Origin of the sequence: Nostoc sp. (assembly GCF_036917775.1) — a bacterium.
Taxonomy (GTDB): Bacteria; Cyanobacteriota; Cyanobacteriia; order Cyanobacteriales; family Nostocaceae; genus Nostoc.
The window spans coordinates 1-25,009 of sequence record NZ_JBALEQ010000045.1; the positions used below are offsets into that span (position 1 = coordinate 1).

23 protein-coding genes are annotated in these 25,009 nt (G+C 41.0%); 9 read left to right on the plus strand and 14 right to left on the minus strand.

Features of this window, described 5'->3' with window-relative positions; translation table 11 throughout:
- The first annotated feature begins 309 nt into the window (after positions 1 to 309).
- Positions 310 to 816 (plus strand): hypothetical protein, encoded by a 507-nt coding sequence (locus V7K69_RS07085; protein ID WP_335032683.1) that lies wholly within the window; start codon positions 310 to 312, stop codon positions 814 to 816.
- Between the two features lie 267 nt (positions 817 to 1,083).
- Positions 1,084 to 1,863 (plus strand): photosystem II S4 domain protein, encoded by a 780-nt coding sequence (locus tag V7K69_RS07090; protein ID WP_012409406.1) that lies wholly within the window; start codon positions 1,084 to 1,086, stop codon positions 1,861 to 1,863.
- Positions 1,864 to 2,197: 334 nt separating this feature from the next.
- Here V7K69_RS07090 and V7K69_RS07095 read toward each other — a convergent pair whose 3' ends face one another.
- The 5 genes from V7K69_RS07095 to V7K69_RS07115 form a co-directional block, all read right to left on the minus strand.
- Positions 2,198 to 2,974, minus strand: coding sequence for an SDR family NAD(P)-dependent oxidoreductase (locus V7K69_RS07095; RefSeq protein WP_335032686.1), 777 nt, complete (start codon positions 2,972 to 2,974; stop codon positions 2,198 to 2,200).
- Positions 2,975 to 3,151: 177 nt separating this feature from the next.
- On the minus strand, positions 3,152 to 3,709 hold the full coding sequence (locus V7K69_RS07100; protein ID WP_335032688.1) for a hypothetical protein: 558 nt from the start codon (positions 3,707 to 3,709) through the stop codon (positions 3,152 to 3,154).
- Between the two features lie 630 nt (positions 3,710 to 4,339).
- Entirely contained in the window at positions 4,340 to 4,945 is a 606-nt protein-coding gene (locus V7K69_RS07105; protein ID WP_335032690.1) for an exopolysaccharide biosynthesis protein, read from the minus strand.
- 79 nt (positions 4,946 to 5,024) lie between these two features.
- Entirely contained in the window at positions 5,025 to 5,909 is an 885-nt protein-coding gene (locus V7K69_RS07110) for a lipid kinase (protein ID WP_335032692.1), read from the minus strand.
- A gap of 574 nt (positions 5,910 to 6,483) precedes the next feature.
- Complete coding sequence (locus tag V7K69_RS07115) at positions 6,484 to 7,989, minus strand: ABC transporter permease subunit (RefSeq protein ID WP_335032695.1); 1,506 nt, start codon at positions 7,987 to 7,989, stop codon at positions 6,484 to 6,486.
- A gap of 77 nt (positions 7,990 to 8,066) precedes the next feature.
- Between V7K69_RS07115 and V7K69_RS07120 the strand changes: the two genes are divergently transcribed.
- Positions 8,067 to 8,831, plus strand: a complete 765-nt coding sequence (locus V7K69_RS07120) for an amino acid ABC transporter ATP-binding protein (protein ID WP_114082490.1) — start codon at positions 8,067 to 8,069, stop codon at positions 8,829 to 8,831.
- 78 nt (positions 8,832 to 8,909) lie between these two features.
- On the opposite strand, the gene V7K69_RS07125 is transcribed toward V7K69_RS07120, so the two are convergent.
- Positions 8,910 to 9,110 carry a hypothetical protein gene (locus tag V7K69_RS07125; protein ID WP_052304598.1) on the minus strand — a complete coding sequence of 67 codons (201 nt, stop codon included), beginning with the start codon at positions 9,108 to 9,110 and terminating at the stop codon, positions 8,910 to 8,912.
- 183 nt (positions 9,111 to 9,293) lie between these two features.
- Entirely contained in the window at positions 9,294 to 9,986 is a 693-nt protein-coding gene (gene lipB / locus V7K69_RS07130) for a lipoyl(octanoyl) transferase LipB (protein ID WP_335032699.1), read from the minus strand.
- A gap of 619 nt (positions 9,987 to 10,605) precedes the next feature.
- On the opposite strand from lipB, the gene hpf reads away from it, so the two are divergent.
- Entirely contained in the window at positions 10,606 to 11,250 is a 645-nt protein-coding gene (gene hpf / locus V7K69_RS07135) for a ribosome hibernation-promoting factor, HPF/YfiA family (RefSeq protein WP_335032701.1), read from the plus strand.
- Positions 11,251 to 11,356: 106 nt separating this feature from the next.
- Here hpf and V7K69_RS07140 read toward each other — a convergent pair whose 3' ends face one another.
- Positions 11,357 to 11,815, minus strand: a complete 459-nt coding sequence (locus V7K69_RS07140) for a peroxiredoxin (RefSeq protein ID WP_114082494.1) — start codon at positions 11,813 to 11,815, stop codon at positions 11,357 to 11,359.
- A gap of 118 nt (positions 11,816 to 11,933) precedes the next feature.
- Between V7K69_RS07140 and V7K69_RS07145 the strand changes: the two genes are divergently transcribed.
- Both V7K69_RS07145 and V7K69_RS07150 read left to right on the plus strand, forming a co-directional pair.
- Positions 11,934 to 13,061, plus strand: coding sequence for an acyltransferase family protein (locus V7K69_RS07145; protein WP_335032704.1), 1,128 nt, complete (start codon positions 11,934 to 11,936; stop codon positions 13,059 to 13,061).
- 546 nt (positions 13,062 to 13,607) lie between these two features.
- On the plus strand, positions 13,608 to 14,315 hold the full coding sequence (locus V7K69_RS07150) for a CAP domain-containing protein (protein WP_335032706.1): 708 nt from the start codon (positions 13,608 to 13,610) through the stop codon (positions 14,313 to 14,315).
- A 208-nt stretch (positions 14,316 to 14,523) separates the two neighbouring features.
- Here V7K69_RS07150 and V7K69_RS07155 read toward each other — a convergent pair whose 3' ends face one another.
- Complete coding sequence (locus tag V7K69_RS07155) at positions 14,524 to 15,906, minus strand: carotenoid oxygenase family protein (RefSeq protein ID WP_335032708.1); 1,383 nt, start codon at positions 15,904 to 15,906, stop codon at positions 14,524 to 14,526.
- Entirely contained in the window at positions 15,907 to 16,473 is a 567-nt protein-coding gene (locus V7K69_RS07160) for a PadR family transcriptional regulator (RefSeq protein ID WP_335032710.1), read from the minus strand.
- A gap of 424 nt (positions 16,474 to 16,897) precedes the next feature.
- Here V7K69_RS07160 and V7K69_RS07165 point away from each other — a divergent pair, with 424 nt between their 5' ends.
- Positions 16,898 to 17,311, plus strand: coding sequence for a hypothetical protein (locus tag V7K69_RS07165; RefSeq protein ID WP_335032712.1), 414 nt, complete (start codon positions 16,898 to 16,900; stop codon positions 17,309 to 17,311).
- On the opposite strand, the gene V7K69_RS07170 is transcribed toward V7K69_RS07165, so the two are convergent.
- A complete protein-coding gene (locus V7K69_RS07170) occupies positions 17,285 to 17,434 on the minus strand; it encodes a hypothetical protein (RefSeq protein WP_335032714.1) in 150 nt (49 codons plus the stop codon). The genes V7K69_RS07165 and V7K69_RS07170 overlap by 27 nt on opposite strands.
- A gap of 25 nt (positions 17,435 to 17,459) precedes the next feature.
- Entirely contained in the window at positions 17,460 to 19,571 is a 2,112-nt protein-coding gene (locus V7K69_RS07175; RefSeq protein ID WP_335032716.1) for a M3 family metallopeptidase, read from the minus strand.
- Between the two features lie 265 nt (positions 19,572 to 19,836).
- On the opposite strand from V7K69_RS07175, the gene V7K69_RS07180 reads away from it, so the two are divergent.
- A complete protein-coding gene (locus tag V7K69_RS07180) occupies positions 19,837 to 20,511 on the plus strand; it encodes a Uma2 family endonuclease (protein ID WP_335032719.1) in 675 nt (224 codons plus the stop codon).
- Positions 20,512 to 20,793: 282 nt separating this feature from the next.
- Positions 20,794 to 21,750: a hypothetical protein gene (locus V7K69_RS07185; protein WP_335032721.1), complete on the plus strand. Its 957-nt coding sequence runs from the start codon at positions 20,794 to 20,796 to the stop codon at positions 21,748 to 21,750.
- Positions 21,751 to 22,148: 398 nt separating this feature from the next.
- Here V7K69_RS07185 and V7K69_RS07190 read toward each other — a convergent pair whose 3' ends face one another.
- Entirely contained in the window at positions 22,149 to 23,969 is a 1,821-nt protein-coding gene (locus V7K69_RS07190) for an ABC transporter ATP-binding protein (RefSeq protein ID WP_335032723.1), read from the minus strand.
- 89 nt (positions 23,970 to 24,058) lie between these two features.
- The gene (locus V7K69_RS07195; RefSeq protein ID WP_335032725.1) at positions 24,059 to 24,859 is read right to left on the minus strand and encodes a DUF6816 family protein; all 801 of its coding nucleotides are present in this window, start codon (positions 24,857 to 24,859) and stop codon (positions 24,059 to 24,061) included.
- Between the last annotated feature and the right edge of the window lie 150 nt (positions 24,860 to 25,009).

Consider the following 25,009-nt stretch of genomic DNA (forward strand, 5'->3'; position numbering starts at 1 on the left):
GGAAGATTTTCCACCACGCCGTGGTGGAAATGCCCCTGTGAATTGGTCTATCTTACACAACTTTTTCATTACGATCGCACGCAAGCTTCGTTTCCCAACTATTCCTCAAGCACAACGCGCCCTCTCCAATCAACTGCACAAAGTTTTTTCTTTCTTTGTATGAAACCACCCTGCTTCTCTACAATGGAAGGGGAGTAAGAATCAAAGCCTTTTCAAACTCCAAACTCTTACCCAATGTAAGATCGATTCGACCAAGACTGATACGCTGTTAATTAAGGCAAAACTTATATTAGACAAATTGTAAAATCAATGAATTACCTTGTTGCCGTATTACCAGACCGCATTCAAGCCGAAGCTGCTTACTTAGCTTTAGAAGAAGAAGGCATAAACAGTACTATCCTTGGAAAGGGCTATAAAACGGCTGACGAGTTTGGCTTAATTGACCCCAAAGACCAAGCCAAAAAGCAAGCACAACTGATGGCAACCTGGCTGATACCATTTGGCTTTTTTGCAGGTTTTACATTCAGCCTCATAACTGGTTTGGATACTTTTGCCTGGGCGGGTGAAATTGGCAATCACATCGTTGGCGGACTGCTTGGTGCTGCTAGTGGTGCTATGGGTGGTGTGGTTGTGGGTGGCGGAGTCGGTTTACTCGTCGGTAGTGGTGATGCCTTACCTTATCGAAACCGCTTAGACGCAGGTAAATACTTAGTTGCCGTCCAAGGCTCTGAAACTCTCACTCGGCAAGCGACCCGAATATTACGCCAGTTTGATCCAGAAAATATCCAAGGTTATGCTGACACAGGTAGCGTGTGACAAAAAAATTCTGGTTTACGCATTACAACACACAGGTATTTACTTTTGAAGCGGTAAAAGTACTGGTCAATTTTGCCTTTACTGGGCGATAAGTGAAGAGAATTATCGCTCATTCTCCAGACGGTGTGTTACCTCAATTCACATTTTGAAAAAACTAGAAATGCAACAAATTACTAAAGATGGGAACCTATTGAAATGGGAATTAAAGTTAGAATCAAGATAGTTATAGCAGTTTAATTCTCAATTCCTAACTCATAATTTTTAAGAATGTTGCCACGAGAAGAACTTTTAAAGGGTGTTGAAAATCGAGATAGTGTAGCTCGTGTAATTGATCAAGCGGAACAAGCTATCAAAACTTGGGAAGTGGTTTTGACAGATTTTCTATCTCCCCCAGAATTAGCGGAAATTCAACGGGTGTTTAACCGATTAACAGAAGTGCAATTAGTTGCGTGGGGCGGATATCCCCAAGCTGAACGCCAAAGAATAGCGATCGCTCGTTCAGAACTTCCCCTAGATCAATCTCAAGTCAGCCTTGTCGCCGTGGAAATTGCTGGTAACTTCTTGTTTGATACCGCCTCTCACCGCGACTTTTTAGGCGCAATGTTGGGAACAGGAATTGTGCGTGAAAAGACAGGAGACGTTATTGTCTTGGGAGAACGAGGGGCCCAGGCGATTGTCGCCCCAGAGTTAGTAGAATTTTTGGAAATGAGTCTTAAGCAAGTGCGATCGGTTCCTGTGAAGACTCAGCGAATTGAGATAACTGAATTAAGGGTTCGGGAACCAAAGAAAAAAGAACTAACTACTGTAGAGGCTTCTTTGCGGTTAGATGCGATCGCATCTGCTGGTTTTGGTATGTCCCGCAGCAAAATGGTTGACTTCATTGATGCTGGTGATGTCCGCGTTAATTGGAAGGAAGTTACACAAGCTAGTTCTCAAGTCAAATCAGGTGACTTAATCGCCATTCGCTCTAAAGGGCGTTTAGAAGTTGGGGAAATCGCAGTTACAAAAAAAGACCGTTACCGAGTTCAATTAACAAGGTATATGTAATCAGTGAGGAGTTAAGAGTTTTAAATTCACCAGTTTCTTTATTCCCTAATTATTAACTCCTAAAGGAATGTTTGAAAAGTCTACCCTTATATTCAGATACCCCTATCCCTCCTTAAAAAGGGTGGAATAACCTTCTCAAAGTCCTCCTTTTTAAGGAGAATTTAGGAGGCTCTCAAGTTTTGGATACCTCACTCATATCATGTCCGGTTAAAGACTTATCATTAAGACTGCAAGGGGCAGGGGGCAGTGAGAGAAATGGTTTTCAGGTTTTTGCACAGGTGCAGAAATTATAACTAATCAGCCGGACATGATATCACTACTTTTCAAAAACCTCTTAGGCTTTAAAGTGTTTTGCTAATATATTCAGCAGAAGTTTACGCGGTACGAGCCGAGATAATTTGCTTCTAATTTGAGTGCTAGTATCAGAACTAATAACAGTTGGATAGCCTTTTTCCAAAGCATCTAAACATTCCCAAACAACTTTTTCGGAAGAATATACTTTATCTGTACTACTTGCCAGCGCTGGAGGAAAATTAGCTTCTGCAAAAAAATTTGTTTCTATTGGCCCTGGACAAGTGACCAAAATACGGACACCATATTGACGATTTTCTGCCCATAGTGCTTCACTAAAACTAAGAATAAAAGCTTTACTGGCAGCATAAACAGAAAGGTATGGTATCGGTTGAAATGCGGTAATAGACGATACGTTAATAATACTTCCAGACCGTCGTTGCCGCATCAATGGTAGAAATTTATGGGTTAAATCTACCAATGCTAAAACGTTTAATTGTACAATTTTAATTTGTCTTTCTCCATCCCCTTCGGCAAAGTCGCCATAGTAACCAAAACCAGCATTGTTGATTAATAAGTCAATAGTTAATCCCTTTGCTTTAGTGGCATCAAATACAGCAGTAGCTGCATTAGGTTCCGTGAGGTCTTGGATTATAACATCTACTTGAATTTTGTGTTGTTCTTGTAGTTGTTTAGCTAATTGGCTTAGTTTCTCTTCGGAACGAGCTACAAGTACAACATTTGTCTTACGTGCAGCTAGTTCCTGGGCAAAAGCTTTACCAATACCACTAGAGGCACCAGTAATTAAAGCAGTTGGCATTCTAAATATTTAGATATTTTTTAAGCAGCTTATAAATTTTAGCGATGCTGGCTATAAGTTTTAACTACCTAAAGTGATATACCCAAAAGGGTAAAACCATTACTTAGTAATGAATAATGGTCATGTCCCAAATAATGATTTTTCTCATAGCGATTCAAATTTATTTTGAATTGCTAGCTACCATTTTTCAGACCAATAGATTATTTCTGAGGCGGAACTATTAATAGCGACACCATAGCTATCTCCATGATTCCATTTGAAGCCAGGTCTGCCTTTGTCGTCTGCATTTAATACTAGTATTTCATAAGTAGCTGGAAAAGATTCTGTAGAAGAGTCGCTCGTATAGAAAAAAGTTGTTGGCACACCGTTAAGTTGATTTATATGGTCGTTTGTGTTACCACCTCTATATTTGTACTTTGCACTATTTCTGTATTGTGATAGTAATTTTTCTATCTTATTTGGTGGCTGTTTCAGCCTAATTTGAAAAAAAGTATTTCCTTGCAAAAATTCTGGAGAGTAAGCAATACGAACATCTTTAGCATCAGTAGGAATCTGATTAGGAAAATGTTTTATTCGATCATTATCAGACCATAGCTGATTACGAATTTCTTTGTAGCGTGATATATCAGTTATTATTTTAGGCTCGCTAGTACTGCTAAAAGCTGTTCTCATAAAAAAGCTTCCCCCGACAATACAAAGGCTAGCAAGGGCTAATAGAAATGGCGATCGCTTCATGAAGTTGGGTGCGTCTAACTTTCATAGTCATATACCCAACTAATAAACTATATTCGTACTATTGCGGATATAGCATCAGAGATATTAACAAAAACTTTGCGTATTTAGGTAAAATTGAGGATATTTGTAAAATTACTGTGAAGCTAGTCAATGATTATCTAGTCAAAAACCGCAGGTTGTCCTCGTTCAGACTAATACTAGTTTTAGAGCTAACGAAATAAATTCCACAGTTATCCATTTTTTTCCAATTTTTCCTGATGCAGCAAGAACTAAGGCGGATATATAAATAGTAGATGCACCTTAATTAAATCATAGCCCTCCGCTTTTAGCTGAGGGTTTTTTTTAATTAAATTTATAATTATAAAATAAAATCAATCTGTTAAAAAATCTAATTTTCCCGGATATAGGAATTAATAAAGTGGATTAATAAATGGTAGATGCACCTTAATAAATTACAGCCCTTAGCTTAACGCTGCGGGCTTTTTTATTACTTGTAGTTTTTAATGTATCGATAAAATCAATCTGTTAAAAATCTAATTTTCCCGGATATAGGAATTAATAAAGCGGATTAATAAATGGTAGATGCACCCTAATAAATTACAGCCCTTAGCCTAAAGCTGGGGGCTTTTATTATTTAAATATAGATGGCAGTAAACCAGGAGCTAACCATAGTGCATAACCAATAAATCCAAACATCAAGGTAATTAAGACAGTAACGCCGTAGCTGATGCAAATTAATAAACCGTCAGATTCGATGGTGGCAACAGTTAAAAGTAAAATACCTATAGTGGGGATAGGATTCGTAAACGGAATTGGTAATATTAAAAATATTGTTAATAAAGAGATACAAAATCCATTAATTCGCCAAATTAACGGATTATGGGCTATTTTGGTCAATCGGGGACGGGCAATTTTGTGTAAAACTTTGGTAAGATGTCCCAAATTTTGTAAAAGTAACTCGGCAAAGGGACGAGGAAACTTGTAGTTAGCGATTCTTTTCGGCAGCCAAGGCGATCGCTTTCCTAAAACCATTTGCGCTGACAACAGTAAACAAGCACCACCAAAAGGGCCAGTTAATCCCGGTGGCATAGGAAATAAAAAGGGCAAAACTAATAATGTAATCACCAGGCAGAATCCTCGTTCTGAGGTTTCTGCCAGAACATCACCTAGAGTAAGCGGTTGTTCTGCTAGGCGTTGTAACAGGGACTTTATATCTTGAGAAAATCTCAGATGCATTTGGCGTGAGTTGATGTGACTTCCCACATTTTTAGCAGAGGGAAATAGAGTAAGTGGAAGAGATGAGGGAGAATAACTCCTAACTCCTAATTTCTGGGGGTGCTAAAACGGCTATAGCTTTAGGTATAACCTTAAAATGAGCCGGTGTGTAAGTAGTAATTTCACCATCTGTATTGATAGGACGCGGTTTGCGAGTATATACTTTTATTTCTTGACCTTGAAGAGAACGGACACTCTGCCAATGTATATGTCGCCCTTCTCGCATATCAGGGAGTAATAGTATGATCTGCCACCAGTGTTTAATTTCCAAGCTATAGAGGTCTAGCCTTTGGTCGTCTATTGTGGCATCGTCAGCCACTGCCATACCACCGCCGTAATAACGGCCGTTACCTACAGCAATTTGTACTGTTTTTACGCGAACTGATTCACCATTGATTACAATCTCCGCCGTAAAAGGTCTAGCTTCCAAAATGACTTGCAATGCAGTGGCGGCATAAGCAAATATTCCCCAACGGCGTTTGACTTCTTTGGTAAGTCGCTGGGTAATTTTTACACTCAATCCCAGACTAGCAACGTTAAAAAAGTGCTTGCCATTTACCCAACCCAAGTCGATATGGCGTAAATTTCCATTTGCAATAATTTGGCAAGCTTCGCTGAGTGAATTCGGTATTTCCAAAGTCCTCGCTAGGTCGTTGGCAGTTCCTAAAGGTAAAATTCCCAAGGGCAACTGAGTCTCAACTAAAGCATCTACTGCTGCATTGAGAGTGCCATCTCCTCCACCAATGATTACTAGATCAACTTGATGCTGATAGCGAAATATAACTTCAGCGAGATGTTTTGGATCTTCTGTAGACTCCTCAATTAAATCAAAGCCGAGTGTTTTCAGATATTCAATCGCTTCCGACAGACTCTTTTGCCCTTGGCGGGCATGACGATTTATTAACAGCAGGGCGCGGGAACTCATGGGTAGTACCTTTTGTAGTTGATATGTCCAATTATCCGCATCTATGTATTCTGCTTTAAGTTGGCTCTAAAAAAGTGTTTAAATTGTTATGATATTCATCAAAATTTTATTTTTTCAATGCTTATTATATTATTGTAAGCAACTTTTAATTTCTCTTTTATCTAGTTTATCTCTATTAGTCCTTCCTATTTTTATACTCAGTAGATATGATTGTTACTCACTAAATGACTGTATTTGAGTATTTTTATTGTTAGTACGATATTTATGACAATTTTATAATAACCAGACCATAATTACAAACAATGCAATATTTATTATTTGTATAGATACATATTTATAGATTAAATTATAGAAATAAATTTTATCCAGGTTTAAACCATTGGCTTTTACAGTATTGGCTGCAAACTTTATATAGCAAAAGCTACATATCTCAGATAACTGTTGAAAAAAGCTCTAATTTTTATCCGGTAACGCTACGAGAACAGAATGACAGTTTAAACTCGACTTTATCAAAATAGAATTCAGGAGTCATAATTTAGAAGGATTCTCGACGACTGGCGAATGAATAAAAAAGTCACCTGTGACGTTTAACTGGATTCATCCACACTTCTAACTGACTAAATGCCTGTGAAAAAAGCAACGTTAAACATAAATAAACTACCGCTACACCTGCGTAAATTTCAAAGGCGCGATAGTTGTCAGCAACAATTAACTGTCCTTTACGTAGTAATTCTTCCAACCCAATTACAGAAACTAAGCTAGTATCTTTCAACAAACTGATAAAGTCATTACCCAAAGGTGGAATCATCCGGCGAAAAGCTTGGGGAAAAATGACATAACTCATCGTTTGTATAGAACTCAAACCTAATGATTGTGCTGCTTCTGATTGTCCTGTTTCAATCGATTGAATCCCTGCACGCACAACTTCGGCGGTGTAGGCGGCATTATTTAAACTTAAGGCAATTATTCCAGCAGTTAGGCGATCAAAAGTAAATGTAAAACCAAGTTCTTGCGAAATTGCTGGTAAACCAAAGTAAATCATAAAAATTTGCACCAATAAAGGTGTTCCCCGAAAAAAATCTACATAGGCTCTTGCTAGCCAACGTACAGGTGCAATGCGAGAAAGTCGGACAATACCAATTAGGGAACCTCCAATTAAACCAAAAACTACAGAAATTATCGTTAATTGTAACGTTACTAATGCTCCCTGCAATAAAGTCGGAAAAGCCTGCAAAATTACAGCAATTGAGGTAAATATTTTAGGTGAGCTAGTACTATTCTGGTTTTCAAATGGTGATTTAGCTGGTAGTGATGGCGGTTTGATTTTAAACCATTTTTGGTAAATTTGGGAATAAGTGCCATTTTTTAACACTCTCTCCAAACCATCATTTATTAATGCCAAGTTTGGCGAATTTTTAGCTGTAGCAATGCCATAGAACTCCTCCGTCAGCAATTGCTGTACTATTTTTATTCCCTGAAGATTGCCCGTATTAATAGCATATAAAGTCACTGGTGCATCATTAATTACCGCATCCACATTACCATTGGCCAATTCTTGCAGGGCTACAGGTGCTGAATCAAAACTACGAAGTTGGGCTCCAGGAATACTCTTAGCTTTTGCAGCTCCAGTTGTACCAATTTGGACTGCAATTTTTTTATTTTTTAGACTGTCAAAGCCTACAATATTTTGATCGTCTGCACGGATTGCGATCGCTAACCCAGCTTTAAAATAAGGACGGGAAAAAGAAATTGTCTTCGCCCTCTCCTCTGTAATCGTGATCGAACTAATCGCCGCATCTACCGTTTTGGCTGCCAAAGCCGGTATCATACCATCAAAAGGCATACTTTGAAAATCTACTTTAAATTTAGCTGCAACTGCGATTGCATTCATCAAATCAATAGAAAAACCCTGTAACTCACCACCTTGTTTTTTAAACTCAAAAGGTGGGAATGCTGGTTCTGTAGCAACCCGCAAAGTTTTTCCCGCACTAGAGTTCACAGCACAGCTAGCCAATAACAAACAACCAAAACTCACAACCACACACCAGCGCAGCCAACCCCCAAAACCAAACTTAGCCATATTATTTTCTCTTACCTCTGCGCCTCTGCGGTTCCTTAAAACCTTACAATCAACTGTAGAGCAGCTTGACACAAGTAATGAACAATACCATCCCCGCAATTATTTTTGACAATATCGAAAAAAACTTTGGTTCCCTAAAAGTCCTCAAAGGAATCACAGGCGAAATCAACCGGGGAGAAGTTGTTGCAGTTATCGGTTCCTCCGGCTGTGGTAAAAGTACCCTATTACGCTGCTTTAATCGCTTAGAAACCATTGACAACGGGCGTTTAATAATCAACGGTATCAACTTATCCCGGCCCACTGTCAACTATAATCAACTACGCCAACTACGGACACAGGTAGGTATGGTTTTTCAACAGTTCAACCTGTTTCCTCATCTCAGCGTCCTGGAAAATATGACACTTGCACCGCGTAAAGTTCTGGGTAAAACACCCAAGGAAAGCGCCCAACTAGCGAGATTGTATTTAGAGAAAGTTGGCTTACATGACAAAGCATCTGCTTATCCCGAACAACTTTCTGGCGGACAAAAGCAACGAGTAGCGATCGCCCGCAGCTTATGTATGAATCCCCAAATCATGCTATTTGACGAACCCACCAGCGCCCTAGATCCCGAACTCGTCGGCGAAGTTTTGCAAGTGATGCAACAATTGGCAGCAGAGGGAATGACAATGGTGGTTGTCACCCATGAAATGCAATTTGCAAAAGAAGTAGCCCATCAAGTAATATTTTTAGACAAAGGCATTGTGACAGAAAAAGGTTCAGCTTATGAAGTACTGACCAATCCTCAAAGCGATCGCTTGCGTATTTTCCTCAGTCGCCTTCAAGTAATTCGTAATTCGTAATTCGTAATTAAAGGCTTCCTTTCAACTCCTCACTCCCTACTTGCTACTCAGCACTCAGCACTCACTACTCAGCACTAATTAAAGATACTCGCGCAAGAACTCAAAAGGATCATCTTCCCAACAAGGCTCAGGTATCAGCCAAAACAAACTAGCACTGATGTCGGCTTCAATTTCATCACCATCGTCTCTATCAAATAGTTCTATCAAAGCTGTCAAATCACGTTCTCTCAGAGACGTTAACGATGGGGTATATACCTGGAAATTATTTGAGTAATTCACGCGCAAAGTTGTGCTTGACAGCCGTAAAAATTTAGTATAGAAACTTGTAGATAATCAGATTTTAGGTTTGACAACCGTAGTTAAATAGTTATTTTGATACTATTAGATATAGGCTACTCTCATTAGTGTCTCATAATTTCCATAGGGTTGCTATAGTATTTATTACATAAAGGCCGACTGAATTTACTCAGACCGGAAAAAGTCTTGAGGCTGTGATTCGACTAATTCCACTCCAAATACTTCAGCAAAGCACTGTGCTAGATAAAAACGGACTTCTTGGCAAGTAATACCTGGAATCCACTCGGCTAAACTGCCTACAGGTTTATCAGAAATACCGCAGGGTACAATGCGCTCAAAGCCTTTCATCTCTGGACAAACATTTAATGCAAAGCCGTGCATCGTAATCCAACGGCTGACTTTAATCCCAATAGCCGCAACTTTTCGCCCTTGTAACCAAACACCAGTAAAAGCCGGAATTCTTTCTCCCTGCAACCCATAAACTCTCAATACGCGAATTATGACTTCTTCGAGTTGGCGTAAGTACCAATGCAGGTCTTTACGATAACGTTGCAGATTTAAAATTGCATACCCCACGAGTTGACCGGGACAATGGTAAGTAACTTCGCCGCCTCTTTCAACTCGATGCACATCATATTCACCTTTATCAATATCAAATTTGACAAAATCTGAGTTGCTTCCTTGCCCCAAAGTGTAGACAGGTGGATGTTCTAGCAAAATTAACACATCATCTAGACTAGGGTCATGGATACGTTCAGTGAGGAGCGATCGCTGCCATCCATGAGCATCTAAGTAAGGCATTAATCCTTGGTTATATAGCAAACAAAGGTTGTTGTGTGGTTCTCTACTACGGATCATGCCAAAAATCAACTGGTATTAGGAATAAAATATATTGCGATTTACAGGATTGGAGCCAAAAAATGTAAAGATTTGCAAAGGATTTTAAAGGAAAGTCAAGGGAACACGCATTAGAAAATACAAAGTGCTAGTTTGAATATACAACCTCAATAGGTTTTAGGAGGAATTCTCTGCAATAAGCATCATGCCAAAACGATAAAAACGAATCTACTGGCTGATGACTCTCATAACATAAGTTTGCATTTCAAACAGAATCAAATTTCCACAAAGACTTGTATTATTGAACAACAGCAAGCAAACTTCAATCGAATACAGAAGGAGCAAATATCAACAGTTCTGTAAGCGTTGTTTTAACACAGAAGACAATTACAAGAGCTACTGCTAAAATTTCCTCACCAAATACTTCGATGTTGAAATCCAATTGGATATCAGCGCAGATATGAGGAGGAAAATCAAGGATATAATGAGTAAAAACTTAGATGCAGTGAGCTTAGAGATAGCTTACCAGCAGTACATAGAAACAGTTCACAATTTGTTTTGGCGGGAGTAATAGACCTTACCGCAATTTCTTTTCATACAAAGCAAATTCACACATCAAATATTCAGTGGGAGAGTTTACATGAAGCTTGTCATCCACAGCAAAAATATTGAAATCACCGATGCGATTCGGGAATATGTACATCAAAAGATTGAAAAAGCAGCGAGTCACTTTCAGAGCATCACAAATGAAGTGGATGTGCATCTTAGCGTAGCCCGTAATCCTCGAATTAATACTAGACAAGCAGCTGAAGTAACTATTTACGCTAATGGTAGCGTTATCCGTGCCGAGGAAAGTAGCGAAAGCCTATATGCCAGCATTGACTTAGTTGCAGATAAAATTGCCCGTCAACTGCGGAAATATAAAGAACGCCGTCAAGATCAGAAAACTCAGCCCCAACCAACAGAAGTAGTTGTTGCAGAGTCGGTAGTCCCAGATTTAATTGGCGATCGCACTCCCGAATTGCCCAACGAAGTCGTCCGCACCAAATACTTTTCCATGCCACCGATGACCCTTGCAGAAGCCCTAGAACAACTGCAACTCGTGGGACACGACTTTTATATGTTCCGCAATTCTGAAACTGGAGAGATTAACGTAATTTACGAACGCAACCACGGCGGTTATGGTGTGATTCATCCCCGCAATGGTAACGGCCATACCAACGGCAAGAATGGCAAGTCAAGCCACAATAATATTGTCATGCCGGAAAAGTCGCATTCTAAATAGGGAATGGGGAAGAAGCAAGGGAGCAGGGAGCAGGGAGAAAGGGAGAAGAGTTTTCCCCTCTACCCCCCGCACCCTGCCCCTCTGCCTATTTTCAATGCCCATTTCCCTATTTCGCAATCTGTTGCAAAGTTTTCAATGCTTCCTCAACATGACCTTTAAAGTTCAACATTGAATCAAACACGTATTGCACAACTCCCTGTTGGTCAATGACGTAAGTAACGCGACCAGGGAATAAGCCAAAGGCTGCTGTTGCGCCATATAGCTTCCGTACTTGGTCGCCTTTGTCAGTTAACAGGGTGAAAGGTAGATTATATTTTGCAGCAAATTTTTGGTGAGATTCGCTAGAGTCTGCACTCACACCAACAACTTCAGCACCAACACTTTTAAACACTTCATATTGATCGCGAAAGGCGCAGGATTCAGCTGTACATCCAGGTGTGTCATCCTTGGGATAAAAATATAGGACAACAGCTTTTGTGCCGCGAAAATCTTGGAGGCTCACTGTTGAACCGTTTTGAGCAGGTAAAGTGAAATTAGGAGCAGTATCTCCAACTTTGACTGGCATAACAAGTGGTGGTAATTACTTAACAAAATTTTACCTTGTATCCGAGTATATAAATTTTGCTTGATTAGCTGCATCAGGCGGGGTAGCTTAGATACTCATCAAAGAAAAAATTCTCTCTATGCGCCTGACTTCACTGGATGTTTTTCGCGGCATTACGATCGCTGCAATGATTCTTGTCAATATGGCTGGAGTCGCAGATGATGTATATCCTCCCTTAGCCCACGCCGATTGGCACGGTTGCACGCCAACTGATTTGGTATTCCCTTTCTTTCTCTTCATTGTTGGTGTAGCGATGACTTTCTCGCTGTCAAAGTACACCGAAGATAACAAACCAACCTCAGCTATTTACTGGCGCATCTTGCGCCGCGCCGCTATTCTGTTTGCCTTGGGATTGCTACTAAATGGCTTTTGGAATCAAGGTGTTTGGACTTTTGATTTGAGTAGCATCCGCATCATGGGAGTGTTGCAGCGCATCAGCATTACCTATCTGCTGGCTTCCTTAATAGTTCTTAACCTTCCACGCAAAGGTCAATGGATACTTGCAGCAGTGATACTCATTGGCTACTGGCTAATGATGATGTATCTACCAGTGCCAGATTATGGCGCGGGAGTTCTAACACGAGAAGGGAATTTGGGCGCTTATATTGACCGGATGATTATTTCCAAAGCACATCTATATAAAGGAGATGGTTTCAAATTTATGGGAGATCCAGAGGGACTGTTCAGTACTATTCCCGCGATAGTAAGCGTCCTCGCTGGCTACTTTACTGGTCAATGGATACGCAGCCAACCTGTACAATCACGCACAAGTATCGGTTTAGGATTATTTGGAGTTGGTTGTTTAATTATCGGTTGGGCGTGGGGATGGACATTTCCCATTAATAAAAAGCTATGGACAAGTTCTTATGTAGTCTTTACTAGCGGTTGGGCGTTGCTTTTGCTAGCAGCTTGTTATGAACTCATCGAAGTCCGGCTGAATCGTCGCTGGAGTAAACCTTTTGAAATTATGGGCTTAAATGCGATCGCACTTTTCGTTCCATCTGTTTTGTTGATTAAAATCTTAGTGAAAACTACTATTGGCACAGGCAAAGATGCTCCGAGTACATACAATTGGATTTACCAGAATTTTTTCGCATCTTGGGCGGGAGTTCTCAATGGTTCCCTGTTGTTTGCGATAGTTACCGTGTTGTTGTGGTGGGGTGTTGGTGTTCTGATGTATCGGCAACGTTGGTTTTTAAAGGTGTAATACTATATTTAGTTAATTGCGAGTAAAATTAGCGATCGCCTACGGCGGGCGCTTGCGCCATCGCCAGGTTTTTTAGGTTTGCGACTCTAGCCTACGAGAATGCTGAGAAAAAGCGATCGCAAGAACACTTATTTGAGCGGACACAATATCAAATCTGCGTTTTACTGTTAAACGCAAATATGCAAATTTTTTATTTGCGTTATATTTTCTACTAGCCAATCATTCTGAATTAATTTACTTCAAAGCAGGCGTAATAAAGTAAAAATATTTTTTTGTAGTTTACGTTTGAGTGTTAGCTAGGTTACAACAGGTATTAAGTAATCCTTTTTTAACACTCAAGGAACAAAGACAATCGCAGGGTTATCTATAACTCTTAATGAACTCATTTTCGTTCTTATTAGGCAACTGATAGAAATTCTGATGTCTGACAACAAGCCGTTTCTAAAATTCAGAATAAAGAAGCGTCTAGAAACTTCTCTGTGTGTTGAAAATTATTATTTCTCCTAATTCACTAAATTAATCCATAAAAAAATTGTGAGGTAATGAATGCGTCGCATTAAACTTTGGGTACTTTTGCCAGTTACCCTGATATTGGGTTGCTCAAATCAACTGTTTCAATCTAGCCCATCTGTGGCAAACTCGAATCCAGCCGTAGTTCAACCAACCAGTCCAACGCTATTAGCAAGGGCGAGTTATCTTTCACCCCTGGAACAACAGGTAATTATTGAAACAAATAAGGTACGAACAAATCCCAAATCATACATTCCGATTATGGAAAACTATAGGAAGCGCTTTGAAGGGAACCGAGTCAAAATTTCTAATAATACCTATTTGCGAACTCAAGAAGGAGTCAAAGCAGTCGATGAAGCGATCGCATTTTTGAAATCTGCACGTTCTGTAGGAGCGTTGAGTGCCTCTAAAGGTATGTCTTTAGGAGCAAAAGACCATGTTAAAGACCAAGGGCCAAAAGGTGTTACAGGTCATGATGGTAGCGATGGTAGCAACCCTTTTACTCGCATCAACCGCTATGGTGCATGGCAAACAACGGCTGGTGAAAATATTAGTTATGGCCCAAACACTGCCCAAGATATCGTTATGCAATTAATTATTGATGATGGCGTGCGCGATCGCGGCCATAGAAAAAATATATTTAACGGCGCTTTTAAAGTCTCTGGCGTTGCTTATGGAACTCACAAATCATATAGAACAATCTGCGTAATTGACTACGCTGGGGGTTATAGGGAAAAAACGTAAACGTGAGTTCCACTAATCCCGGATTTCTCATACATAGTGTAGGCAAAGGGAGAAGAGGAGTGTGGGGAGTGTGGGGAGTGTGGGGAGTATGGGGAGTGTGGGGGGTAAGACTTCTTCTTCATCCTCCCACACCCCTTGGATTTCTCACAAGTGAGAAATCCAGGAGAGATCTATTTATAATTGCTGACTGTAAAAGCGAAATGATCGACTATTCCCCTGCAACCCAAGCACCATGAAATCCATAAGGCACTCGTTGAGGAATTATCACCCGCGCTACAGGTTCAGCCGTTACATCTTGGGCATTCACCACTACTAATTCTGAAGTGTTTGAATTTTCATCATAAACGAAAGTCAAAAGCCAGCCATCATCCTCAGCAATTGCGCCAGGACGCGGCGCAAATACAGCTTCACTACCATAGCGTCCCTGTCCGAATTCGTGGGTTTGAGAATTTCCACTGCTGAAATCGTACTTAATTATACCTTCAAATAATGGTATGGGACTATTTGCTATTTTGTTAGTATAGCCATATCGGGTTTGCCGCCCCAATAGATTTTCGTTGATGCGGGGAAATTCTGAAGTTACATCGTCCAACATTTCTTCACGCACTGTCCCCGTACTGAGGTTAAATCGCCAGCGATACAAACGCGGGATATTTCCTTCTGGATCGGGTTGGGAATCATCAGAAATCAACACAGTAGTAGAACTCATACGACAGGCTATAAGCACTACTTCATCTCCATCTTCGTAAGCATTGAGGGTATGGAAGACGTAGCAAGAGGGACTCTCAAACCATCGGATATTACTGTTGTCACCATGACGTGGTAGAATGCCAAAACGACTTGGGCGATCGCGCTCGAACATCATCACAGGTTCTCCTCGTTGCGATCGCTCGGCGCTGAAAGTCAGAGGCAAATCCATGAAAATGGTGTAGTTTTCAGTGATGGCGAAATCGTGCATCATCACTCCTATGGACAGGTCAATTGGCACCGTCCGCAAAAGTTCGCCTTGTGCTGAGACAACACTATATTGCAGGTATGGTGGCGCAAATAGAGAGTAGCCAAAGAAAATCATCTCGCCCGTTACCGGGTCTACTTTGGGATGAGCAGTGAAGGCAGAAATTAGCTTCCCATTGTAGCTATACTCCCCAATGGTTTCTAATTCAGGAAGCTTGATGGCGTGAGGTTTACCGCTTTCGTTCAGCGCCAACATCTGACCCGCGTGCCATACTAAGGCAGTATTGGCGGTGTTTTTGCGGGGGCCGTGGGGATTATCCATTTGCGGTGGTTCTAAAAGCCCACTCCACAGAGCCTTACCCGCTTCTCGTTCTTTTTTCCATCCAGCTGTCTGGACGTAGCGGTTACGATAAGTCGCTACGCCGTTGCTAATTTTTACACCATGTAACATTCCATCACCATCAAACCAGTGATATTGACCGATGGGTGTCCATTGAGGGTTAGGGCCATTCCGTACAAACATCCCCGATAAATCAAGGGGTAATTCACCGATAACTGGCAATTTGTCGGTGGTGATTTCTTCACGGATTGGAGCAAAATTGCGATCGAGATAAGGATTTACTGCTATTGTTGGCATTTATAAAATTTGGTAATGTGATGGATATGGCTTTTGGTGAGCGATAACATTAATCGCTGTCTTCAACCAATTAATATAAGTCTGTTCTCTTCTGATTAACAACTCCAGCACCAGCCTTTGCATTACCTGCTCACGGTTGGCAGACTCATCACCAAGTGATGGTAAATCAATGATTTCGCATTCAGCAAGCTTTTTGCTTCGAGCCGCTAATTGTTGCTCCAGTAGGTGAATGATTGCTTCATTCGACAACTGATCTGCAAAATGCAACTGGACTAGCATTGGTTCGCGTACAGTTGGTAACGGCTGATGAGTCCCAAGCCATTGGGCAAATTCGGCTTTCCCTAGCTCCGTCACAGTGTAAACTTTGCGATTGGGGCGATCGTGCTGAATCTCAATTGCACAGGTAATCCAGCCTTGCTCAACTAGCTTATCGAGAGTTCTGTAAATTTGTGCCTGGTCTGCTGGCCACAAATGGGCAATACATTGATCAAAGCAGCTCGTTTTGAGGTCGTAGCCCGTCATTTCTTGCTGCTGAAGAAGACCTAGAATTACGTATGCTAGGGACATTAAGACTGTTTTCCCATAATTGACATTTTCTCACTAGGTTCTATGATTATCCACTTCTTATAAGTTTATGCTAATATATGATTAGTCTAATATAAGATACAACTGTTATAAAAATATATGTTGATTTTCACGCTCTTAACAAGGAAACCGAATACATGAACTGAGATTGGGCAGATGGTTAATGGTGCTGTTTGCAGAAGACGGTGCGGAAGTGGCGATGTATGTTGAGTGACGATCCTATAATCCTACGGGAATCTTAATAGGTAGAGTGTCGTGGAGAGAAAGTTGAAGCGGCAAGCGTCTACGCATCGCTACGATATCACTCAACAAGCCAGTTCGCTACAGTCTATTTGCGATCAATACTGATGCAGCAATTATTTTATTTAAGCCATTGAAGGCTATTGTAACGAGAGGATGATTAACATTGACTTCTAACACACTTTCACAAAGAATACGTCAACATCAATATCTGCGTGATTTACGAAATAAATTACTCCACCTTCATAAGATGTTGTTGGAAACAGAACGCATTGCCTATGAACAGGTTAGTGGACGAGTATCAAGCGGAGAATTACTTCAGCTAGTTATCGCTCATGAACAATTTGCTTGGCTACATCGCATTTCTGAAGTGGTTGTGCAAGTTGATGAAATGCTCGAAGCTGATGAACCGATATCAATGGACGATTTTGAAAAGTTGATTTCAGATGTCCGCACGCTGATTGTACCGTTAGAGACAGGCAATACCTTCGAGAGAAAGTATTACAATGCTCTCCAGCGCGAACCATCTGCTGTGTTGGCACATGCAGAAATATCAAGGTTTCTCATGTCTAAAGTTTAAGTCATGCCCTGTCACTCCGACAGGGCATGACTTGGCATAAAATCCACTGGTATCAGAATAACGAGCTTTGCGATCGCTAGATGCTAGATAACAAAAGATTTGACGCAAGTAGGGAGGTTGCATTGCAACCTCCCTACAGTGGTATTTTTTAGCTTAGAGCAGCACTGACTAAACCATTGTGTCTGAGTAAAGCGATCGTACTTGGTTCACGACCCCGGAAAGTTTTAAACACCTCCATTGGATGCTGACCACCACCAAGTGCTAGTACCGTATCCCGATAACGCCGACCTGTAGCTTTTATAGCCTCTTCATCTTCTAGACCAGCTTCTTCAAAAGCGGCAAAAGCATCAGCACTCAGAACCTCAGCCCACTTATAACTGTAGTAACCCGCCGCATAACCACCCTCAAAAATATGTCCAAAAGCACATAAAATTGCATCTTCTGGAAGTGGCTGTAAAACAGTAGTAGTCTTGGCTATGCGATGACGCACATCTGACGGAGTTTCATGACTATCAGGGTGATAGCGGTAGTGTAGTTCTAAATCAAGACTGCTTAAATGAATCTGCCGCAACATAGCAGTACCACTCATATAATTACGTGCCGCTAGCAGCTTTTGATAATAATGCTCCGGTAGGGCTTCACCAGTTTCATAATGCTTCGCCATACCAAAGAAAGTGGTTCGCTCATAGCACCAGTTTTCCATAAACTGACTAGGTAGTTCCACAGCATCCCACTCCACATTATTGATGCCTGCGGCTCCGGGATAATCAACTTTAGTAAGCAGATGGTGCAATCCATGACCAAACTCGTGGAACAAAGTCTCTACTTCATAGAAGGTCATCAAACTAGGTTTACCATCTACGGGAGGACTTTGATTACACACTAAATAAGCTACTGGTAAGCGGATGGCAGTGACACCATTTTCAGTGATTTTGGCCCGATTGATGCACACATCCATCCAAGCACCACCGCGTTTTTCGGCTGGACGGCTGTAAGGATCTAAGTAGAAGTAGGCTATGGGAGAACCAGTTTCGTCAGCAATTTGGAAATAACGCACATCCTCATGCCAGACTGGGGCTTGACCATCAGCAGAAGTGACAGTAACACCAAACAGCCGCTTGACTAGTCCAAATAAACCGTCTAAAACTTGCGGAAGTGGAAAGTAGGGACGCAATTCTTCAGCAGTAAAGGCAAATTTTGCTTCTCGTTGGCGTTCTGCCCAAAAGCTGATATCCCAGTGTTTTAAATCATCAGCTTCTGCTGCTCCCTGTGCTGCGGCAAAAGCTTTGAGTTCTACCAAGTCTTTGACAGCAGCATCATAACTAGCGTGGCGTAGTTCTTCTAAGAGACCGTTGACTGCCTCAACATTAGGAGCCATTTTACTAGCCAGACTCAATTGGGCAAAACTTTTAAAGCCTAATATATCTGCGAGTTCTTGGCGCAACTTCAAAATGCGCTCAATTAACGGGTTGTTATCCAAATCGCCAGCAGAAGCGCGGGTGATATGAGCTTTATAAAGTTTTTCACGCAAATCTCGCCGCGTGCTGTGCTGCATAAAAGGGCCATAGCTGGGGAAGTCTAAAGTAATCCGCCAGGGGCCATTTTCTGGTGTAGCATTGCTTTCGCCTGCTGCACGAGCAGCTTGGGCTGCTAAACTCACTAAGCTTGGTGGTAAACCTTCAATTTCCACCTGTGTTGTTAAGGTTAAGCTGAAGGCTTTTGTGGCATCAAGTACATGGTTAGAAAATTTGGTAGAAAGTTCTGCTAACTCCATCTGTATGGCGTTGAAACGCTCTCTGACCTCTCCTTCTAAGCCAACACCAGAAAGTTCTGCATCTCGAATGGCGGCTTCTACAATGCGCTGTTGGGCTAATTTTAAAGTTGCCCAATTGTCACTGCTACGGAGTGCTTTAAAAGCATTATAGATAGGTTGACTTTGACCGAGCTTGTTGATAAATTGTACGACTAGTGGCTGTACGATTTCATGAGCTTCGCGCAGTTCCGGGCTATTTTTAACACCCATTAAATGATTCACCACCCCCCAACTCCAGGTAAGCCGTTCTGTCAGCTTTTCTAAAGGTTCTACTAAACCACTCCAAGTAGGCTGTACACTAGCTTCTAAGGTGGCAAGCTGCTGGTCAAGTTCTGTCAACAGCTGATTGAAGGCTGGTACTACTCGTTCTGGTTTAATCTCTGCAAAGGGAGGTAAGCCAACGCCTTGAAGTAGGGGATTGTCGGAAATAATGGTACTTGCACTCATGGTTTTGTGTGAACTGCGAACGAATAAAAATCAACAATGATTTTTATTTATATATATCTTCTAATGTAGCGATCGCTGTACTAAATAGTCTTACCATTCTGATAAAAAGGCAAAAAAAGCGAGAATGACTGACAAATTTATCCTGATACAGCTATTTTGTTTGCTTTGTGAAGGATATCTCACAGAATGACAGTTCCAGAAATATCAGCGAAAGTCTCTGAGATAATATAGTCATCCACCCATATTCTCAATCAGGTGGCCAATTATGACTAGCCTTTTACCCAGTTCTCAATCAACAGAAGTTTTTTACCCAAGCTCGGATGGTGAACCTTTGGCAGAAAGTTATGTTCATTTATGTGCTTTACTGGCAACTTTAGAAGTATTGAGGCAATATTTGCTGGGTCGGCAAGCAACGGTTTTGAGCAACCAGTTTCTCTACTATGCTCAGGGTTTTCCGAGGTTGCGGGTAGCTCCAGATGTAATGGTGATTTTTAATGTTGCTCCTGAAGGTCGGGATAATTACAAGATATGGGAAGAGGGACAAGTGCCTGTAGTAATTTTTGAAATGACCTCGGAGGGCACTAAAAACCAGGATACAGGCTTTAAAAAGACGTTGTATGAGCAGTTAGGGGTACTGGAATACTGGTTATTTGACCCCAAGGGAGAATGGATTAAGGAGCAACTGCAAGGGTATCGACTGCGAGGCGAGGTGTATGAACCAATTACAGATAGTCGATGTGAACCTTTGCAGCTGCGTTTGCAAATAGAGGGACAACTGATTGGTTTTTATCGAGAAGACACTGGGGAAAAGTTGCTGATTCCAGAGGAGTTGGTAGAAGCGCTCAAACAAGAAAGATTAGCGAGGGAACAAGCACAGTCTCAGGTAGAAAGGTTGAAGGAACATTTGCGATCGCTTGGTGTTGATCCTGATAGTATTTAGCTAACTTAACTTAAGTTCATGCGATCGCCAAAAGACATCATAATGTAGTATGTCAAACAGTTAGCTCGTCCGCCAGCATCGGCGTTAACCTGAAAGGGTAGTTTCAGTTCAAGAATCTTACGCTTTTTAAGCGTGGGAGTGTTAAATTAACTGAGCGCGATCGAGCATCTTTACCGAACCGAGAAGGGAGGCTCGACTTTTATGATTTTATTTGGCAACTCATCTTTTTACTCGTAAAATCGAAGACAAGATCAAGGTCAGTAGAAAAGAGTCCCTAAATTAATGAATACGTTAATCAGTCAGGGTGGAAGAGTTATCACTAAACCTCAGATGGTAGACCGAATAAACGATATCGGTTGGCAAGCTCACCAAGGGAGCGTTGCTGCGATTATTCAGTTATTAAATGAAAAGCTAGCCAAATCTGGTGTCAGAACTAGAGCCATTTTTTCTGATGGTGTTTTACAACTTCTGTGCGAGGCAGCTAGGATAGAGCAACTTGAGCAATCTCCCCTCGTAGAACAAATCCAGCAAATTCTTGAGTCTATTGCTCCGCGTCACATTCGCCGAGTCAATATCAATAGTCGGATTGTTCGAGAACAACAATTACTATGGTTAAAAGAGATAGATAGCGATCGCGACAACCAATTGCTCTGGTCACAGGAAATCGCCTTAATTCAGCCTAATATTGTAAAGCAACTAATTAAAGATTTTACAGAAGCTCAAGCTGACCTAGGAAAACCAAATTTTCCTAAAACTCAAGTTTCTCGTCCTTTGGTACTTATTAACAAAGAAAAACACAGTAATAAACCTAAAACCAAGGTATTAGCAGCAGCTGGTTTATGCTCACTGTTATTGCTTAGTTGGATTGTTTATGCCCAGTTAGGTGATAAACTGAAAAACCTAATGCAACCACAAACTTCCAAATCTTTAACTACAGAAAGTACTAACCAGAAGAAAGCCCAAACACTATCTCGTGTTCCTAATAATAGCTTTGATGAGTCATCTGATGACCCATTTGCAATATCTGTGCGAATTGCAAATCAAGCTTCTACATCTGGTAAAACAGCTACAACCTCAACTCAATGGCTAGAGATCGCTGCTAAGTGGCAACGAGCTTCAGATTTAATGAGTACAGTACCGCAAAACCACAGTCGTTATCAGGAAGCTAAAATTCGGACTCAACTATATAAGAAATATAGTGAAGCGGCGCAGAAAGAAGCAGATAAGAGTAAATTTTAGTACTATTTTGTGTAAAATCGTAGCGTTTTTAAATGCACTAGGTAACAAAGCTAAGTAAGTTGGCGCGAAAAACCCCAAGTATATTACGAAACGTAAATAGGCTTAAAATCTTTACTAATGACCAATAACAAAGGACAAATGACAACCTTAGCCAGTTAGCTTTAATTGCGCCAACCTACTTAAGTGCATAAGCACTTCTCTACGAAACGCTACGCGTAGCTTGCTTCCACGAAGTGGTACGCCTTCGCGCAGGGTAGGGGCACAGAGTCTTGCCAAATTTAACTCGCTACGAATTAGTTAAATTTGGAAAAAAATCGACCTTACTGTTAATAAAGTCGATCTAATCAAGTGGATTAATTGATGGAGTCAATCTCAAATCCAAAATGTGGCATTATCCCCTAATTTAGGAGTTCTCCTGTTTCTTGCAGGGAGTGCAAGCGGCGGTAAATGCCTTCTTGATGCAAGAGTTCATCGTGGCTACCCACTTCTACAATCTTTCCTTGCTCCAAAACTACAATTTTATCTGCTTCTCGCACTGTACTTAAACGGTGAGCAATCACAATTGTGGTGCAAGTACCCTGAATCGATCGCATCGCTAGCTGAATCGAACGCTCAGATTCATAATCTAAGCTAGAGGTGGCTTCGTCAAAAATCAGCACATCTGGTTCCACTAGCAACGCCCTCGCAATTCCCAACCGTTGTCTTTGTCCTCCAGATAATCTGACACCTCTTTCCCCTACAACGGTGTAATAACCCTTGGGTAAGTGCTGCACGACTTCATCTACTCTGGCAATTCTACAAGCTTCCTGAACTTGCTCAAAACTAGCATTTGGTCTGCCGTAGGTAAGATTATCCAATATGGTACCGTTGAAAACGTCTACTTCTTGGTGAACGATCGCTAATCTCCGTCTATACTTACCCACATCCAAAGTGCGAATATCTAGACCATCAATCAAAATTTGACCTGATTGAGGTTCGAAATATCGCAACAGCAATTTCACTAAAGTAGACTTACCAGAACCGGAGCGCCCCACTAATGCCACTGTTTGGTATGGTTCAATCAACAAGTTGATATCTTGCAAAACTTGACGCTTGGCATCATATCCAAAACTGAGGTGCGATAACTCAACTTTTCCAGTAAATTTATAAGGTGATTCTGTCTGGTTACTCTCGTCTAAAAGAGTAGCTGAATCAGATGCAGTTGGCTCTTGCAGAAATTCGTGAAACCGCAGCATAGAAGAATAACGACGGGCAAAAACTTCTGCCAAGCTACTAATAGGTTCTAATTCGGCATAAGCCATGCTAGAAAGAGTTAAGGTCATGACAAAGTGACCGAGAGAAATTCTGCCATTTACTGTTGCTGCTAAAGTCAAACCCAGAATTGTAAACACACAAAACTGAATTACAGTTCTTTGCCAAGTACCCAGTATCGTATAACCTTTGTGAATGCGATAATCAAGCACTGTTAGTTCACGATCCAAACGTTGCTTTTGGCGTTTCAGTTCTCTAGATTCTGTCGCAAATGCTTTCACCGTTTTGATATTGGTGATTAATTCGGAAGTGCGGCTTTCGGTGTCCTCTCCATATTTATCCAGGCGACTTTCATACCCAACCAACTGCTGCAAATTCTTCAAGCTGAAACTGAGAATAATTACAAAGGAAATTAGGTATAAAATTGCAATCCGCCACTCAATAAACAAGATAAACACAAAAATACCCACTACACGAGCTAGTTTAGGAATCAACTGTCCGGCAATTTCTGGATACACCCAAGTGTGGTTAGAAATACCTCTAGCTACTCTTCCGGCAATACGTCCAGGGTTATTTTCATCATAAAATTCTAGTGGGAGAGTCAGAACTTTAGCGATCGCTGTTCCGGTTTTTTCTCGACGTGCCCTAAAAGCTATATCCCAATGAAACCAATTGCTTAACCACGGTTGTGTTGGCGCTTTCACTACTGTGACAACGAAAATTAACCCCAGTAATACGCCCAAAGATAGAGTTTTATTCGCTGGATAATTTGTAATGTCCGAAAAAGTTGCGATCGCACTTTGAAGTGGTTTATCCAAAGGTTGAGCAGACAAAACGTTTAATATCTGCCCGATCGCATAAGGAACAACCAAATCAATGATTTCGTAAACGCTAGATGCTGTAATACTGAAAACACTCGGCTTCCAGTAAGAGCGAAAGTAATTGACAATATCTTGAAATTTGGCCATGATGCACACCGTCCAAGAGCGCGATCGTGAGCTTGGAATTTATATACTACAAACGTAATACAAATAAGTCAAGGTCTATTTGGTTTAAATCATTCTTTTTGAGTACTAGGCATTTGTGCTGGGATAAATTCTAGGCGATAGCGATAGAGAGCAACTGGTTGAGAATCAGCTTTAAAGTAATCTGGATCTTGGGGTGAAAGATAAACAGCGGTAACTTGATCTGCCTCAATCGCTGGATTAGCTGTTGGAAGTTTATGATAAGCAGTGGTAGATTCTACAGAGTTTAAATAGGGGCGTGAACCACCTTTGAATAATTGTTGAAACACTTCTGTGGTGATGAACTTGCCATCAGGAATAGTTTCTGTAGCTCGTGCAGTCACAATGGAAACTAATTGGCGACTGCTACGCAAAAATGTAATTTGACGATTAGGTGAATCTGGATCTACTTTGACTGATAACACTGCTTCATCCCCTAAATAAGCCCGTGCCAAATTCAAACTATTAAACGATCTATCTGCCACTAAAATTGGGGATTTGTTATCTATCTGAGGAAATATTTTTAACCTAGAAACATCTGGTTGTTCTTTCACAAATCTTACTACAAAACTCACAGGCTGATTTAATTGTCGGCGATTACCTTCAAACCCTGGAGTTACGATATCTGGTGCTAAAGGTGCGGCTAAATCTACCAAAGTACTTGTAACTTGCCAAGTACCAGCCATCCATTCAGGGTAAACTAAATCTCCCGAAGCCGGTTGCACTGAAGTTAATTTTTCCCACTGGGGAAAATTTGCTAACCGTTCAGACAACTCTCCTGCAAGAGCTTCACCACTCCATAGCAGGAATGAAACCAGCAAGCAATAACTCCAAATTACTTTCATTACAAGCATCAGTAGTTTTTTGTTGATTTTTTACATTATATTAATATTGAAATAATCTGAGTTTAGATCCCCGACTTCTTTAAGGATGCTGTTGGCGAATAGGGGGTCTTACCCCCTAATAAGGTTAGGAACAGCTAGTAAGAAGATAAAACTAATGGA

Bases quoted from the DNA above. Each gene is read 5' to 3' on its own strand.
- V7K69_RS07140 (WP_114082494.1), bottom strand. From the start codon at position 11,815: ATGCCAGTCAAAGTTGGAGATACTGCTCCTAATTTCACTTTACCTGCT.
- V7K69_RS07095 (WP_335032686.1), bottom strand. From the start codon at position 2,974: ATGCCAACTGCTTTAATTACTGGTGCCTCTAGTGGTATTGGTAAAGCT.
- V7K69_RS07100 (WP_335032688.1), bottom strand. From the start codon at position 3,709: ATGAAGCGATCGCCATTTCTATTAGCCCTTGCTAGCCTTTGTATTGTC.
- V7K69_RS07155 (WP_335032708.1), bottom strand. From the start codon at position 15,906: ATGCCAACAATAGCAGTAAATCCTTATCTCGATCGCAATTTTGCTCCA.
- V7K69_RS07090 (WP_012409406.1), top strand. From the start codon at position 1,084: ATGTTGCCACGAGAAGAACTTTTAAAGGGTGTTGAAAATCGAGATAGT.
- V7K69_RS07120 (WP_114082490.1), top strand. From the start codon at position 8,067: ATGAACAATACCATCCCCGCAATTATTTTTGACAATATCGAAAAAAAC.
- V7K69_RS07105 (WP_335032690.1), bottom strand. From the start codon at position 4,945: ATGCATCTGAGATTTTCTCAAGATATAAAGTCCCTGTTACAACGCCTA.
- V7K69_RS07115 (WP_335032695.1), bottom strand. From the start codon at position 7,989: ATGGCTAAGTTTGGTTTTGGGGGTTGGCTGCGCTGGTGTGTGGTTGTG.
- V7K69_RS07170 (WP_335032714.1), bottom strand. From the start codon at position 17,434: ATGCAACCTCCCTACTTGCGTCAAATCTTTTGTTATCTAGCATCTAGC.
- V7K69_RS07180 (WP_335032719.1), top strand. From the start codon at position 19,837: ATGACTAGCCTTTTACCCAGTTCTCAATCAACAGAAGTTTTTTACCCA.
- V7K69_RS07190 (WP_335032723.1), bottom strand. From the start codon at position 23,969: ATGGCCAAATTTCAAGATATTGTCAATTACTTTCGCTCTTACTGGAAG.
- V7K69_RS07195 (WP_335032725.1), bottom strand. From the start codon at position 24,859: ATGCTTGTAATGAAAGTAATTTGGAGTTATTGCTTGCTGGTTTCATTC.
- V7K69_RS07175 (WP_335032716.1), bottom strand. From the start codon at position 19,571: ATGAGTGCAAGTACCATTATTTCCGACAATCCCCTACTTCAAGGCGTT.
- hpf (WP_335032701.1), top strand. From the start codon at position 10,606: ATGAAGCTTGTCATCCACAGCAAAAATATTGAAATCACCGATGCGATT.
- V7K69_RS07160 (WP_335032710.1), bottom strand. From the start codon at position 16,473: ATGTCCCTAGCATACGTAATTCTAGGTCTTCTTCAGCAGCAAGAAATG.
- V7K69_RS07150 (WP_335032706.1), top strand. From the start codon at position 13,608: ATGCGTCGCATTAAACTTTGGGTACTTTTGCCAGTTACCCTGATATTG.
- V7K69_RS07110 (WP_335032692.1), bottom strand. From the start codon at position 5,909: ATGAGTTCCCGCGCCCTGCTGTTAATAAATCGTCATGCCCGCCAAGGG.
- V7K69_RS07185 (WP_335032721.1), top strand. From the start codon at position 20,794: ATGAATACGTTAATCAGTCAGGGTGGAAGAGTTATCACTAAACCTCAG.
- V7K69_RS07085 (WP_335032683.1), top strand. From the start codon at position 310: ATGAATTACCTTGTTGCCGTATTACCAGACCGCATTCAAGCCGAAGCT.
- lipB (WP_335032699.1), bottom strand. From the start codon at position 9,986: ATGATCCGTAGTAGAGAACCACACAACAACCTTTGTTTGCTATATAAC.
- V7K69_RS07145 (WP_335032704.1), top strand. From the start codon at position 11,934: ATGCGCCTGACTTCACTGGATGTTTTTCGCGGCATTACGATCGCTGCA.